Consider the following 15016-nt stretch of genomic DNA (forward strand, 5'->3'; position numbering starts at 1 on the left):
GCATACTTGGCAGCGTCTTTATGTCGGTCAGCAAGCCCAGGTGACGCCTCTATTATCGCTTTGGCGACCAAATCACCCCGATAACCAGCAATTAAAAGGGCCTTTGTTGCGGCAAAATCGATGCGCGACCAATCTAACGGCCAGCCCTTTTTTTGGGCCAATCCCACGGTTTTCCTGACTTCGCGCCGATACGCCAGCTCGACAGTATCATCCGTTATCCGTCCGACATCATCAATTTTTGACAGTCGACGGCTACGTTCTTTATCCGCCTCTTCATTGATTTTTAGTCTGTCGGCTTCTTATATTTTCAGTCTATCGTCGTCTCGTAATTTCTGCATGCCAGAAGATACTTTGTTGCACTTTCGATGGATAGATAATTCTAATGTCGTTATGTAATTATTTTTACCGGCTTTCTTATTCGAGAAGCCAGCCATTCTAAAAGGGTGAACAACGCCAGAAAACTTAGGGTCGCCCCATTTTTTGTTTAACCTGGTCACTATCTGATTGGCTAATTTCTGCTCGTCGACACTGCTTTCTTTGTCAATTATGATGATAGCCTGCTTGTTGTTTTCACTACTTTTCTGCACAATGGCGGGCCTTATACCTGCCTTCAGCATATCGGCATAACTCGCCGGCGTAAGGTCATCGACAACTATAAAATGCCTGTCTTCTGAAATTGGGGTTATATACACGTCATACCCCTGGCCGTTTTTTGCCCGGAGCTTTGCAATCTCTGTTTTTACCTCCTCCTTGGTCCAAAATTTTTCAGCAACCCCCGCCGCTTCGCGGTCGCTTTTCTTGCCTGCATTGCCGTAATTCTGATCAAAAAGCTTGCGGCCTTTGCTGTCTCTTTCAACACGTGGCTTGAGTGTTATCCGGTATTTTTCAGCGCTCAACGCTTCGCTTTGCCTTTCCCATGCGGCTATTTTCTGGGCGTGCTCGCGTGTTGGCGGTTGTTCCAGTCGAGCTGTTGACTTATCACGCCCAGTTGCTTCGAGAGGGGCTGCAAGATCTGCCAGCGCTCCAGCAGCATTAGCGACGCTCATAGTGTTGCGCCGATAGTCAGCGCCACTACTATCATGGGCCAAATCGGGGCTTCGTGTATGATCGGCTCCGGCGCTGCTGGCGGCTTGTACTTCGACAGCCATTCTATCTTGCTGTCTAGCGCTGCTGTTGCTTTCTGCGCCGCCTCGGTCTTCGCTTCCAGGTCTTCGGCTATCAGGCTGAAGCTCGTGGCTATGCTCTCGATCATCTCGGCCAGCTCGGCTGCGGTCCTGGTTTCGATCAGATTGGCCTCTGCTAGCCTCCGAATTTCCGTTATTTTTCCCATACTTTGCCTCTCTTGCTGCAAGACGTTGTTTAAGCTCTTCGCGGTCGGCTTCGGTTGGCTCATAACCTTGAACCATCAGCCCCAGTTCCGAACCGATCAAGTACGTTTGGCGTTTGAATTCATCATTACCTGTTGCTTTCACGCTCTTCCATCCTTTAGATTTTGCGAGTTGTAAGCTTCCCCTAACTGCGCTTTCGGCTTTAGAATGCACACTGATCCTGTCGCCGTGATCGGTGATCGCGACAGTATCCCGGCTCTTCCATCTGTAAACCCCGTTCTCGGTTTTCTCAAAAGCAATATCTAGCGTTCGGTTTCCTGTGTTGATTTTTGAGTCTGTCCGTCGCAACTGGCCAGTAAATCGTCGATCAGAACGTGCATCAATAAGCAAAACGCCCTCGCGCTTTTTTCCTTTGTCGCTATGTGCCAAACGGCATTCTGACAGTTTGCGCATGCCGTTTTGGGTTGCTCGCTCAATGTTGACAGGGTACGGCTTTGGAGTGTGTGTGTAGTATTTTCGCTGGTCATTTGCTGTCTCCGGCTGATTGATGGTTGTGTTTGTTAGCTCTCCGGCAGTCTCCGGCTTGGCCGCTTGGGCTCGCAGTCGATCCAAAATTGGCTGGTCACGCTCTGGGTTATAGTCGAGCTGAGCTTGTAGCGGTTTCCACTTGAATCTGTCCCCGAGTTTTGTACCAGTGAAAGGCACACCGTCCAGTTCGAATGTCATGCCTTGGGCCCGACCACTCTTGCCCGACGGGATGACTGTCACGCCCTGGGCTTCCAGTTTTGCAATGAAGTCTGAAAAACCTGGCTTGCCCTGGGCTGCGTCGTCGATATAAGTTTGCAACATGATTCTTGTGGGGATTGATTCTGTTCGATCCATCATGCTTTTCTCCCCTGCAGTAATACCTTTGACTTCTGCGCGCGCATCGTGGGCTAATTCAGAAAGCCCGAACTCACGGGCTAGTTGATTTGTCAAGGGCATGGATCGTTTTGCCTCTTGCTGTCCTAGGTAAAGGCTAGCGTCAATAGCGACACGTGAGGCTACGAGGTGTATATGATCATGCTCGGTATCGAAGTGCCGAACTGCTATCCACAGGTGCTTGTCAGTGAAGCCCATACCTTTAATGTATTTTTCGGCTACCTGCGCCCACTGCTCATTAGTCAGGCGTTCTGGTGGTTTTAAGGATAACGAACAATGCCAAGCCGGCTTTTCTATATCAGGCCGGATTTTTCTGAGTGCTGAAAACTCGGCTTGGATTTCTTCCAGCGCTGAACCAGAGCAATTTCCGCCGACCATGACGGCCTCCTTGTCTATGCCTCTATCCTTATGCCCCTCGAAGACATAGGCCAGCAAACCTTTCTGGCCTTTGCCGCGCCCGATTTGTGCTTTCATAATTTCGCGCCGATCAGCGCCGCGCGAAACTCTTTTAGTTCTTGGATGATCTCATCGTGACTCACGTCGTTATTCTGATTCAGTGCTTTGGCAAGTTGGTTCAAATTGCCGGCAGCACGACTCAACTCAACCCAAGCGATTTGATTAAGCTCGGGGATCATCGGCGGCAATTTGTCCAGTCCGGCGCACCGGAGGTATTCCCCGCGAGCCAGGCCCAGGCGGCTCCGCTGCCGGTCGAGCTGATTCAGTTCGGTCAGATTGAGGTGGCTTGAAACACAGTGTGTCCTGGGGTCATCGACCCGCTCCGGGCCGTGTCTTTTTTTTCTTGCACAGTTAACCACAAACCCTCCTGAGTCAATCATGTGAAAAAAGGTGAGCGGAGCGAAACCTTTTTCGCCCCGCAGGGCAAGCAAGTAAGCTAAGCGCAACTTACAGCTTGCTCCTAGATTTTCAAGTCGTTCGCTTGTAATTGCTGACAGTGCCAACGATCTCCCAAAATGCATCCTTGTATACGCCGTCATCATTTCCCCGCGCCTTTGCTCGCTCTGTCTTGCTGATGATTTGTGTCAATGAAGACAGCAACACGTCCAGATCTCGCTCCGTCTTCTTTTGCTTTGCTCGTCTCGTGGCTTGACGTTGGGCTGCGGTTTTTGGCGGAGCTTTGAAAAGATCGGTTTGCTTGTAGATATGTTCAGCCATCGCGTTTCCTGTTTCGTGACTCACAAAAAGCCCCGGATATACCGGGCTTTCTTGGAGTTTTTAGAATTCTTAGTTACATTCGGTTACATTCGCATGCCGTCGGCGTGCTGGCACGCGAGCTCAAGCTGTTCGTTGAGGAATTTGTTTCTTTCATTAAAATATTTGAGAAGTGGAGCCCAATTTAGTTCCTCCTGTAACCGTGCAATTAGCCCTGCGAGCTCCGGAGAGCATTCCCCGCCGCCCCAGACAGACAAAAGCAGTGCCGCATCACCTAGGGGTAACTGCGCAACTAAACGAGCAACTTTATCCTCGACCAGTGCTTTTTCTTTTTCTTTTTCGATTTCTATTTTTAGGCGCGCTATTTCACTGGCGTCATCATCGTCGAGGTCGTCGTCGCTCGCTCTCTCAACAAAACGCTCAAGCTCTTCAAGCAATAATTTGTTTTTGCGGTCATAAAGCTTTAAGAAAAGACGCCAAATTTCATTATTTTCTTCGGCGCGCAGTTGAGCTACAAGTGCGGCAATATCTGCCGACACCCCACCATAGAGACCAAGTAATAGCTGTGCAGCGGTCCTGTGCTGTAGCGTTGAAATTAATAGCAAAATTTCTGGCGCTAATTTATTGATTTCTGTTTTCATTTTTGCCTCAATTGAGATTAGATGTGGGCTTACCACGGGTTATAGTGTTAAGCGTCATCGCGTAACACTGAATCAATTCAAACGTTTTTGCTCTTTTTTTCGCCGCCGGGGCGGCGCGGTGTGTACGCGGTAGCGCCCTTTTTCCTCATAACGCCAACAGCTGCCCCGTACAGTTATTGACAGGACTCCGAGAAGAAAAAGAGCCGCCGTAGGCGGCAGATTTTGACAACATAGAGGTTGCCAGTTTAGTGCTGACCATTGCCCAGCTTTTGGTTCGGGTAATTGCCTCGGCAGCAATGGACGCAACGCCGAAAATCATGGTTATGTACTCGAAGTACGCGTTCTGTTTAATTTCGCCGGTCTCTTTATCTACCAGATGTTTTTTGACCAGTGTTATAGTCTGCTCTATCCGTTTAGCGTCTACGCCGCCCATGATTTCCAGGTAATCAGCCCAGCGGCTTTCGTCTGCCGCCTGTCTCGCCGCTTCCAGTAATTCATCATCAAGTGAATCGCGCAATTTGCGTAACTGCCGCCAAACGGTAACGGGAGCGCCGCCGATCTGCTGAAACTGCCTGATACCCCAAACAGAAGCCCAGGCTTTAACCCGCTGACCGTAGGAACGGCTTAGTTCGTTGGTGTCGTGTTCTGGGTCGTCAATCGAAAAGCCCAGGTTTTTAGATATGTATTTGGCGATGTAGCCGGTTGCTGTTCCCGCTTCGCTGTCGATCTCTACGCATTTAAAACGGTGCTTGTCTGCCCCTGGCTCATGGCCGTCCACTTCAAGCGCGTATTGTGAAAATATTTCTCGTAACGCGTTACGTTTATCTGCTTTGACGAATAGCAACATGTGCCAATGTGGGCAGCCGTCACCGTGAGGTTCTGAGACCCGAAAGCCAAATGGTTTTATATCCAGGCGGCCATAGGCGGCACGGATTTTAGACCACTGTTTAACCAAATACTGCTGCGCGTCCTTGGGCGTTAATTCCTGATATTTATCGTTTAATTTAACGCCTGAAAAACGGTGATACCTGCTTGGACAGGTCAAGGTGTAGAACTCACCTACATAACCATGCTGTTGAGCATAAGCCTCGAATCCGGCCATCCTTATCATCAGTTCAGCGCGGCGGTTCGTCGGGTTTGCAATAGAGGATTGGACTATTGTTGCCATATCCACGATGTCGCCAGCATCAGAAATCATGGATTGATTTTGGATGTATTCATAGGCTTTAATTGCTTTTTTGCCAACCCGGTAAACTGTCAAGTTAGAGCTGTACTTTTCTTTGTGTTTTGCGACCCTGCCCAGTTCTATAAGCTTAGATTCATCAAGTCGGCTTTGAAGCTTGTCGAGTGTCCTACGCCACCATCTATCACACAGCAGGCGGTCCTTGAAACCTTTATCGTTTTTTGACTTCGGCTGTGGTATGCCGTTATCTATCAAGTAATTAATAACTTTTTTACGGTCGTCGATTATCGGCAAAAGTTTAGAAATGTGATAACCAGCTGGCAGATGCGGAGTAAACATTTACCCCCCTTACTGCGCTGCTTTTGGTCTGTTATTTAGCCAATCCTCTATGTCGCCTTCTCTCCAGCCGATAGCCCTTGCACTCAATTTGACAGCCTCAGGAAACAAGCCTCTTTTCTTCAGATCGTAGACTGATGATCTGGATAGGCCGGTTTTTTCAATGACCCGCGGAAGTTTTAGGATGTTCATATATTTTCTCCAATTTATTTGGCTTTGTCTGAATGACAGGCTGGAGAAAGCATAACTGAGCCGGTAAAAAAATCAATATTATCAATGACATACTACTCATATAACATTATGTAACAGTATGTTATCGTACCTACGCTAGTTAATTAATAAAATTACGCTAACGCACCTCGCAGGCCAGAGAAAATTATGCAAGCCATTGAAAACAAATAAAAATCAATGACAACAAAAAAGTATGTTATCGTACCTACGCTAGTTAATTAGCAAAAAATCAATATGCGCCCGCACTCGCTGCCGATGTCAAGGCAACGAGTGCGGTCAATTTGGTCAATTTCCTATCAACAATGCCAATCTTTCGCCCAAAAATCGCCATGCCTCCGCCTGTTCTTCTTTGAGTTCTTGATGTTGATAGACGCGCCGCAGTTTGTTTTCCTCGGTATGATTCAAGCATTTTTCAATCACATCTCCGTGCACACCTAGATTACCCATCAAGGTTGCACCGGTTCGGCGTAAATCGTGGGGCGTCCATTTGCCGCCTTGCAAGACCAGAGCTTGATTGGCCTTGCTCCGGTTGCTGTAGACAGTCCCATTTTGGCGCCCGTCAATCTGCTTGCTAATCGATTTTTCACAAACACTGGACGTGTCTTTTGTATTGGGATATAGCCAAGTATCCGATTGGCTATACTCAGACAATCGCCTGAATTGGCTCAAGGCAAAATTCGACAAGTAAATAGTGTGTGCCTTGTCATTTTTGCTGTTTTCAATCGGTATGTAAAAGGTCTTTGCGTCGAAATTGACATGCTTCCATTGTGCTTTGCTTAATTCACCAACGCGGCAAAGCGTTGAAAGCATAATCCAGATAGCGCACTCAGTAGAAGGCATCAAGCCAGCATCAGGAAGCTGGTCTTTTAGCAACCTGATCTCATCTAGTGATAAAACCCGGTCGCGCTCGGTGTTCTTGGTTGTGACTTTGCTAACGCTCAGGCTGGCCGTCGGATCGAATTCGATAATGTCGCGGTCAACCGCAAACCGGAACATTTGCCGCACCAGCTTCAACAGATTTCTGGCGGTGTGTGACGACCCGCGCTGCTTCACCCGGTCTATAACATCTGTGATGTGGCTCTTACGAACGTCCTGGGCGTTGAGGCTACCGATAATCGGCAACACGTCTTTTGTAAACATCCGTTGAACTTCTGCAAGGTCTTTTCTCTGCTGCAGGTCTGTTGCTACCCAGCGTTCGAACAGACCGGTAACGGTAGTACGGGCTTGTAATCTGGCTAATGCTTCTTTTTCCTCCATCTGCAACTGTCGTTCGCGCTCAATCTGGAGTGTTCTTTCTATGCTGGGGTCTTTGCCCTGCTTCACCAAATCCTTGTATGTGTCGCGCTCTTTTCGCGCGTCAGCCAAACCCTGTGCCTTTAAAGTAATTCGCCGCTGTTTACCTTCAACCCGATAAGACAGCATAAAAGATATTGCTCCTCCCTCTGATAGTGGGCGAACGCGAACTACAAGCCCCGCCCCATCTGAAATCATTTGAACCTTGTCATTTGCTTTCAGATTCCTAAAGGCCATATCTGTGATTTTATTAATTGCCATTTTGATTCACTTGTCCGTTTTCCGGTACAACATCCGGTACAACAAATTTACTGGATTCCAATAAACCCTATTGTACGTCTCTGGACGCGAAAATAAAATAAGACAATGAAATAAAAGGATAATTTATACTTTATTGAATTACACTGAACCTTAAAAAACGATAATTTACTGTTCTGGGGGACAAGTGATAGCAGGTTCAAATCCTGTCGTCCCGACCAATTAAGCCAAAAACTTACAAAATAAAAATTTCTGTAAAAAGATAAATTAGCGCTTTCGGGTACTCATGCGGGTACACTTTTAAAAATTATTGCTGCTTATCGCCCACCTCAACATACGCAACAACTGCCGGTCACCACGCACAAAAAAAGCGGCGTTACCCTGCCTCGGTTTTGATGGCTTAAAGTCACGTTAGCAATCCAGCGTGGTCTTTAATTTAATTCTCACCATCCCACGCACTAAAAAGCTGATAGTCAGTTAATGGCTTAGCTTTATTCCTGCATTCTGAGCTGGCTTAATGTGTATGAGACCCCGCCATTTTAAAATACATGCAATTTGCTAATCATTTTAATTCTTAAGCGAGTTTTCATCTTATTGGGTTTAAATATGACTCGATCATTCGATCATCTCTTGGTTACAACACTTAACCCGCTTCGGCGGGTTTTTTTTGGCTTCAAGAACTGCTGGCTTTAATTTGTGGCAACCTGTCCAAAAAAGACCTGACAACGTCTGGCTTCAGTTCTTGTTATAACATCATGCATTTAGTCTAATTACATATCTAAAACAGGCAATATTTCAGAAAGCTTGCGCGCGCCTACTGAAGCGTCCTAAAACGCCCTATACAGGCTGTAGATACAAAAAAACAAGTACAGTGAACGCGGTCTTGCTAACAATGCAAACGAACTTCTTGCTGGGCACTTACCGATAGGGGGAATCAACATAAAGCACCCCGTTATGAAAATAACGCAGGATGTTTCAATTACCTACGTCACCAGTGGTGTTGCTGGTTTTTCTCTTTTCTATATTCTTGAAAGTTTCAGATTGCAACTGCTCTACCGCACCACTTTGCAAATGTTTAATTTCATCCCTTTTCAGAAGCACTACTAAAATAGTAGCAACACCAGCGATCAACTATGTGTTGTCTTTTTCTTGTTCTTCAGCCATTTTAAAATCCTCGCAGTTTATTTAATTATATTTTGTTTCCTTTCTTTAAAGGGAGGACACTTGGCTGGATAAAATGATATACAGGTCTGCAATTGGCTCAGACTACTGTCATTCGCGAATGGCCGCGTTATGACGATAAATATGGCGGAATGGAGTTCATTGACCACCATTATTCAAAAAATTTTAGGGATTTATGAGTAACTATCCATCAAAACAGAGTAATGGTAGGCATTACCACTATTAAAGTCTAAATCTGTCTTAAATATTTTTTCTACTTTCGCAGCCTGTTTTATCCGCCAAGTGCGGTGTTTGGCCTATTAAAAAAACAGCAGAACGGAAAATCTTAATGTTTAATTTGGACGCTTTTTTCTCGCAAAAACTGTAAAATCTTGCACGCTTTTTGACACCATGGAACTTCAATAAATTGAATAAGAAAATTCGCATTATTATAAAAAAACTATCCAATCCTCGCGTTAGAAGGCGATTAAAAATTGGCCTCTCTGTTTATAGTCTCGTGGTTATACTTGGGCTGGCATTTAAGCTTGTCTATGATATTGGTTATTTTAACGCGCAGTCTCTTAAAAATGATAAAAATGCTGAGCTCCCTATTGCGTATCCTGTGCTGACAATAGAATCCGCTCAGCGTATTGTGTCTGGTGCGCTAAAAGAAGATCCTACTAACCCAAAAACAATTGTGGATCAGATTATTGATAATAATCATAAACTTTCAACTATTATCATAGAAAACAACAAGCTAAAAAAGATTGCTTGGATTATAGATATGCGTTTGTTTTTTACCGGCGATCTATTCAATAACGAGGGTTATAATTTAACCGAAGGTATTGAGCATCATCACAATATCAATCGTGGTGCTTATTGATTGCTCGTAACAGGACTAGCGGGGGCATTTGAACAGAAACTTAGGCGACCAATGCCGATTCAAGCATATATTTATCGATGTGTTTGTTTACAGTGACCTTGTATGACCGCTTTTAAGAAGACTCAAAGACATCTATGAGTCGAACTCAGCCAGTCAACGCCCGATTCAGATGAGGCTAATCACGGTAGCTGTCAAATCAAGCCCAGCGTTTTACACCTTAATCAGTCTCTTTTTCATAATTAAACTTTATTCTCTGTGAGGTACCGGTCTGCGTTTCAACATTCAAGGTTTTGGTCAGCTTACGTTTTAATACCAATACCACCTGCCGATTAAACAAGCCGACTTTGGTGCCCACATATAAATTCGGTGTCAGGTATCGGCCTACCGAAGCCATGGTATCTTGCAGCGTTTTTCCTTGTTCAACTTCAAGTTCGCCTATGCCCAGTTTGCTGGCAATCCATGATGCCTTGCTCGCGCCGTACGACAGCGCGGCTGAGGCAACCATATCGCCTTCCGCCTGGCTGACCTGGTTTAACGGCCCGCCGGTAATTAAATAGGCAAGCGCTTCTTCTTCCGGCAACGCAGGCTCTGAATAGATACGCGTTTTCGGGGCATCCAGCGGACCGCTCAGGTTCAGGATAGCGGTGACCGTTTTATCTTTTGAAACCCGTATGGCTTCCACATCCAGCCAGGGCTTGTCGACCGGACCGTTAAACAGAATTTTTCCTTTACGTACGGTAAGATCCTGTCCGTAGCTTTTATACTGCGCCTTGTCCATGTTGACATCGCCATACATAGCCGTTGTCTGTCCGGTCTGGGTCATTTTCAATTTACCGGACAGATCGGTCTTCAGTCCTTGTCCTGAAAAGCTGACTTGCTTGCCGAGTTCAATGTCTATATCAGCATCAACAGGGATGACAGCGGCAACTTCCCGGTCGGCTTCTTGTTCGCCGAGAATAACCTCGTCGCTGCTGACTTTTACCGCATTTTCAGGGAGCTGGGACATCTGCAAGATGGCTTTGGGGATCTTTAATTTGCCGGTCACTTTCCGTTCCGTCTCGGTAAACGCCGCTTTTAATTCCGGCGAAACCGTTATTTGCGCTTCCGGTAGCTTAGCGACTTCAAAATTCGTTCCGATCAGCATGAACTCGCCGGTGCCCTGCAAAGTCGCAAAGCCGTCCAGCTGAATGTAGCCTTGCCCCGATTTTGCCGAACCGCTGAGCTGAATGCGCTCGGCAGAGGAAGATGGCAGCGCCTGAAGCCTGATGTCGCGAATCCCGACCCCCAGCCCGGCAATATCAACCGATCCGCCGGTGAATCGTAGCGTTCCGTTAACATCCGGTTTGTCGGTGCGGCCTTGCAACGTCAAATCCGCCTTAAGATCGCCTTTGATGTTCGACAACTGAGGGACAAAAGGACTCAGCCAGGCAAAGTTAACAACGGACCCCGTTATCTGGCCGGACAGAGCCTTGCCTTCGCCGGTATCGAGTTGCACTTGTCCGCGCAAATAATCCCGGCCGGTCAGGGCCAGATCAAAATCGGCTGAAATTAATGTTTCTTTCAATGTCCCCGACAGCTGCCATGTGCCCAAAGTAAACTCAATCGGCCCGTGCTCGGTCTGCAACAGCATCTTTGCGTTTGCCGGCATGGTTAGCCGGAAATTGCCGTTTAGCAGACCCTTTTGCTGTTGTATGTCGGCATCGGCATTGATCAGGCCTTTGAGCTCCATTGAGCCGGGCAAGTAGACTTGCAGCAAACCGGTGGGTAATGCGGTTGCGTTAGCTTTAAACTGAAAATCGTCGTTGGCAGGATAAAGCCCTTGCACGCAAAGAGAAGCAGTTTGCCGGGCTAGGCAGGCTTTCTCCAACATTATATCCATGCCGACAGGCGTTTGCGCCGCGCGAACCGTCATAGTATGGGTAAGCTGCCAGCGTCCGGCATCCTTGGTGTTTATATCCAGTTTGGAAAAATCGCCCTGCCATACGTCGGCCTTGAAACTGCCGGTAAGCGTGCTTGACAGCTCGCCGTAGGATGAATTGATATCGGCTTTAAAGCGGTGCTGTTCAAGCGTACCCAAGCCGTCAACCAGCAGTTTGCTAATGACCAGATTGCCGGTTTTGATGTTGTTGACAGACAGCTGTATTTGGGATGTTTTTTCGGCTTGATAGTCGATATTGACGGCCAACTGCCCGGCACTGTGTTCGGCAAAATGCAAGCGCTTGCCGTTGGCCTGGAATTTGACCGACGGGTTACGCCACGCGCCTTGTAAGCGCCCATCGCCTTTCAGGCTACCGCCCAGCTTTGGCCATAACGATTCCAACGCTGGCGCGTCGATAGCGACAATAAGAGCGGCTTGCTCCTGTCCCAATGTGCCGTTAACGGCAATTTTATTCGGGCCCGAAATGACCTTGAAGTCATCGACCTTGAGCTGTTCGCCGGCCAAAGCCAGCTTGCCGCCCGCGCTGACGGGATAGCCGCGCAACTTGCCGGACAGCTTGTTGATGTCGGCATTCAGTTGCAAGGCTTTATCGTCCAGCCTGCCTTTGATCCGGGTGTCGAAAGTCAGGCTGCCGGGAAGCTCGGGCGACAGGATGACCGGATTAAAATTTTGCCCTGTTGCTGTCAGATCGAAAACGGTCGCGTCTTTCCAGGATACATCGCCGCTAACCTGAAATTGCCCCTCGGCTGCCTTAAGCTCCAGCGCTTTAATGGACAAAGCCTCCATGCTGCCTTGGCCGTCAAACGTTAACCGGGCTTTTGACAGATACGGCTGGGTTAACTGTGCGTTTAGCCTGATCTGATAATCGCTGAGCAGCCCGGTCACTTCGAATGAGCCCTGCTCACTGCTGACTTGCGGCTTATCGCCGCTGAGCGGCCAGTTAAGATTTTGCCAATCGCCGTGTACATTGATGCGCGGCTCGTCCTGCAAATTATCCAGATTGCCTTTTATGGCTGATTTGAACGGCGATGACAATTGATTGTCCAGAGCCAGTCGATGGACGTTGCCGTTGACCGTCGTTATCGCTTGCCATAAACCATAGTTTTCTGTCGTAGCCTGCCAATCGGCGGTCAAGCTTAAGGGAAAACCCTTGCCCAAGCCTATTTGTCCTTTTGCTGTCGCCGCTAGCGGTTCGGCATCAAGCTCCAGCGAAACGATGTTAACCCGGTCATGTTCGATAAATGCCGCCAAATGCAGTTTTTGCAGGCGCTGTACTGTTTCACCTTGCTGATAGGTAAGACCGGTCAACAGCAAGTTTTCAATAGCGATCTGCACCGGCAAGCGTAGCTCCGCATTAAAATCGAAAGTGCTGGGTTCCGACGGCGCTGTTTGGGTTACGCTGACATTGACGTCATTGAGGGTCAGATCAACAATTTTTAAAGTGCCTGAAAACAATTCGGAAGGCTGCCAAGCGAGTACAAGGTTTTTAACGGTAATGGTTTGAGTATCGCTTTTATAGTAGAGATCGGAAAGGCCAATACGCTCAAGTAATCGGCCCTCAATGACTTTAACTGAAACCTGCGCCGGCAACTGTGAAAAAACCGTCCGCAACAGCCAGCGGCTGCCGGTTGCGCTGCCCATCAAGCCGAGCAAGCCGACCGGTATCATCAGCAGCACGATCAGGATAATCAGAGCAATGCGCTTCATCATCTTAAATAAGAAAAAATCCAAGAGTAACCACGGAGGACACAGACGACCCCATGGATGGGGGAGGTAGAGCACCAACAGTAGGCGCTCTAGGCGATGCAGGAGCAATTGCCGAGAACACGGAAATTCTAATAGGTTGAGTTAATAGACTTATTTTCTCCGTGTCCTTCGTGTTCTCTATGGTGAATAATTTTCCCTGAATCATAACCTCGTCCCCGCTGCAAAATGAATTTGAAACGAAGAATCCGATTCGCTCAAAGGCAATGCGAAATCCAGCCTAATCGGACCGATAGGCGAATACCACCTGACGCCTAAACCGGCGCCGGTTTTGATCCTGATATTCTCAAGATTATACGCATTGCCGCTGTCGACAAACGCGGCGACGCCCCAGTTATCGAACAGATAATGTTCATACTCCGCACTGACCACGCTTAAGAACTTGCCGCCTATCACTTGGCCGGTATTATCCTTGGGGCCCAACTCCCTATAATCATAACCGCGTATGCTGTTCATGCCGCCGGCAAAAAAACGGTACGATGTCGGCAGCTTGTCGAACTGATCAACCAGCGTTGCGCCCTGCTCTGCCCTGGCGATGAATCTGCCGCGCCAGGGTAATGGATGCGTCCATACGGCTGATGCTGAGCCTTGGCCAAAACTGACCTCGGAAATAGGATTTTCATAACTGCCGGCCAGATTAAGCTCCAGGCGGTAACCCCGGGTCGGCCGCATGGGGTTATCGGCAACGGAACGCAGCCAACTGCCGCCGGGCACTAATAACAGAACCTGATTATTTGTGCCGCCGATGGTGAAGTCTTCGTAAAGAGAGTCGATAAACAAGGTTTGTTTCCAGCCGTTATCGAAGGCGTGCTTTAAGCGCGCGGAAAGCTTTGCCGAAAGCGACCGGTAAGCGTCCAGCTCTTCCCGTTTGAATCCGCCGCCGAAACTGAATAAATCATTGATCGGATCATCCAGCGGCACGTTGTATTCAACCTCTGCCGTTGACAGCACCGGCGCAAGATCAAGATTGGCATCAATAAAATGCCCGCGCCGATTTATCCGGCGGTTAATATAAAAAGCATTGAGCAAAGGCCCCAAGTCGGTATCAAAACCAACGCCGAAACTGTAATGGTGGGTTTTGGCGGGATAAAGCTTAACGGCGACCGGGACCTGGTTTTGGTCGTCATTCTCGGTGTCCGGGCGTATTTCTATCCTGTCGAAATAGCCGCTTTTCGACAGTGCGGCATGGGTTTTAGCCAGTTGATCGCTGGAATAAAAATCGCCGCTTTTTATTGAAATGAATCTACGTACAAACTCGGGATTCAACATATCCTGTTCAATAGTCACTTCACCGAACACCTTACGTTTACCGGTATTAAACGCCAGCTTGATAAGCGCCCTGTTATTGGCTTTATCGATTAACAATTGTTTTTCTGAAAATTCGGCTTGCAGGTAACCTCGCTCCATCGCCAAGGATTGCAGCCGACTTTTCATCTTCTCGTAGTGATCGTGGCGCAAAGGTTTACCGTTGGCCGCTAGCAGCTCGTTGCGTAATTTTTGGAATGCCGGATCATCCCGTGCATCGCCGGTCAGGGTAATATCGATATCGCCAATGAAGGTCTGCGGACCGGAATCAATCGTAAAGTCCGCCTGCCAGCACTTCGGGTTGAAAGCCAATGATTTTTTGACGTCGGGATGGTAATAACCCAAAGCCCGTAAAGCACGGGATATTTCTTCATCGGACCTGTCGAACAAACCGCGTATTTTCCATTCCATTGCCTGGCAAGGCTCTTTCGTCAGCGACAGCGTGAGTTGAACATTTTTTTTCGCTTCGTCCGAAAGTCGGCCGTTAACCGAAACGTCCGCTCTGACAGCGGGCGCCGCTAAATACAGCAGCATTGTGACTGACATCACGCCGAGGGTTAAAGAAGGAACAGGTCTCGTTAGTTGCGGCATGGATGTTCGACA

General features: G+C 47.9%; 11 protein-coding genes. 1 reads left to right on the forward strand and 10 read right to left on the reverse strand.

Going from position 1 to position 15016, the window contains the following annotated elements:
- Window positions 1-299: 299 nt before the first annotated feature.
- From M0R47_RS01705 to M0R47_RS01740, 8 genes are all read right to left on the reverse strand, one after another.
- Entirely contained in the window at window positions 300-2723 is a 2424-nt protein-coding gene (locus tag M0R47_RS01705; protein ID WP_292549419.1) for a DNA-primase RepB domain-containing protein, read from the reverse strand.
- Window positions 2720-3064 carry a plasmid mobilization relaxosome protein MobC gene (locus tag M0R47_RS01710; RefSeq protein ID WP_292549422.1) on the reverse strand — a complete coding sequence of 115 codons (345 nt, stop codon included), beginning with the start codon at window positions 3062-3064 and terminating at the stop codon, window positions 2720-2722. The genes M0R47_RS01705 and M0R47_RS01710 overlap by 4 nt, the downstream gene beginning before the upstream one ends.
- A gap of 109 nt (window positions 3065-3173) precedes the next feature.
- Complete coding sequence (locus M0R47_RS01715; RefSeq protein WP_292549425.1) at window positions 3174-3422, reverse strand: hypothetical protein; 249 nt, start codon at window positions 3420-3422, stop codon at window positions 3174-3176.
- Window positions 3423-3505: 83 nt separating this feature from the next.
- A complete protein-coding gene (locus M0R47_RS01720; RefSeq protein ID WP_292549428.1) occupies window positions 3506-4060 on the reverse strand; it encodes a hypothetical protein in 555 nt (184 codons plus the stop codon).
- Between the two features lie 145 nt (window positions 4061-4205).
- Window positions 4206-5582 carry a replication endonuclease gene (locus tag M0R47_RS01725; RefSeq protein ID WP_292549431.1) on the reverse strand — a complete coding sequence of 459 codons (1377 nt, stop codon included), beginning with the start codon at window positions 5580-5582 and terminating at the stop codon, window positions 4206-4208.
- 9 nt (window positions 5583-5591) lie between these two features.
- Window positions 5592-5771 (reverse strand): AlpA family phage regulatory protein, encoded by a 180-nt coding sequence (locus tag M0R47_RS01730; protein ID WP_292549433.1) that lies wholly within the window; start codon window positions 5769-5771, stop codon window positions 5592-5594.
- 324 nt (window positions 5772-6095) lie between these two features.
- Window positions 6096-7364, reverse strand: coding sequence for a site-specific integrase (locus M0R47_RS01735; protein WP_292549436.1), 1269 nt, complete (start codon window positions 7362-7364; stop codon window positions 6096-6098).
- Window positions 7365-8336: 972 nt separating this feature from the next.
- Window positions 8337-8492, reverse strand: coding sequence for a hypothetical protein (locus tag M0R47_RS01740; RefSeq protein ID WP_292549438.1), 156 nt, complete (start codon window positions 8490-8492; stop codon window positions 8337-8339).
- A 457-nt stretch (window positions 8493-8949) separates the two neighbouring features.
- On the opposite strand from M0R47_RS01740, the gene M0R47_RS01745 reads away from it, so the two are divergent.
- Window positions 8950-9405, forward strand: coding sequence for a hypothetical protein (locus M0R47_RS01745; protein ID WP_292549441.1), 456 nt, complete (start codon window positions 8950-8952; stop codon window positions 9403-9405).
- Between the two features lie 217 nt (window positions 9406-9622).
- Here M0R47_RS01745 and M0R47_RS01750 read toward each other — a convergent pair whose 3' ends face one another.
- Window positions 9623-13054, reverse strand: coding sequence for a translocation/assembly module TamB domain-containing protein (locus M0R47_RS01750; protein ID WP_292549443.1), 3432 nt, complete (start codon window positions 13052-13054; stop codon window positions 9623-9625).
- 198 nt (window positions 13055-13252) lie between these two features.
- Window positions 13253-15004, reverse strand: coding sequence for an autotransporter assembly complex family protein (locus M0R47_RS01755; protein WP_292549448.1), 1752 nt, complete (start codon window positions 15002-15004; stop codon window positions 13253-13255).
- Window positions 15005-15016: the final 12 nt, after the last annotated feature.

The sequence above is a fragment of the Methylobacter sp. genome (genome assembly GCF_023227905.1).
GTDB lineage: Bacteria > Pseudomonadota > Gammaproteobacteria > Methylococcales > Methylomonadaceae > Methylobacter_A.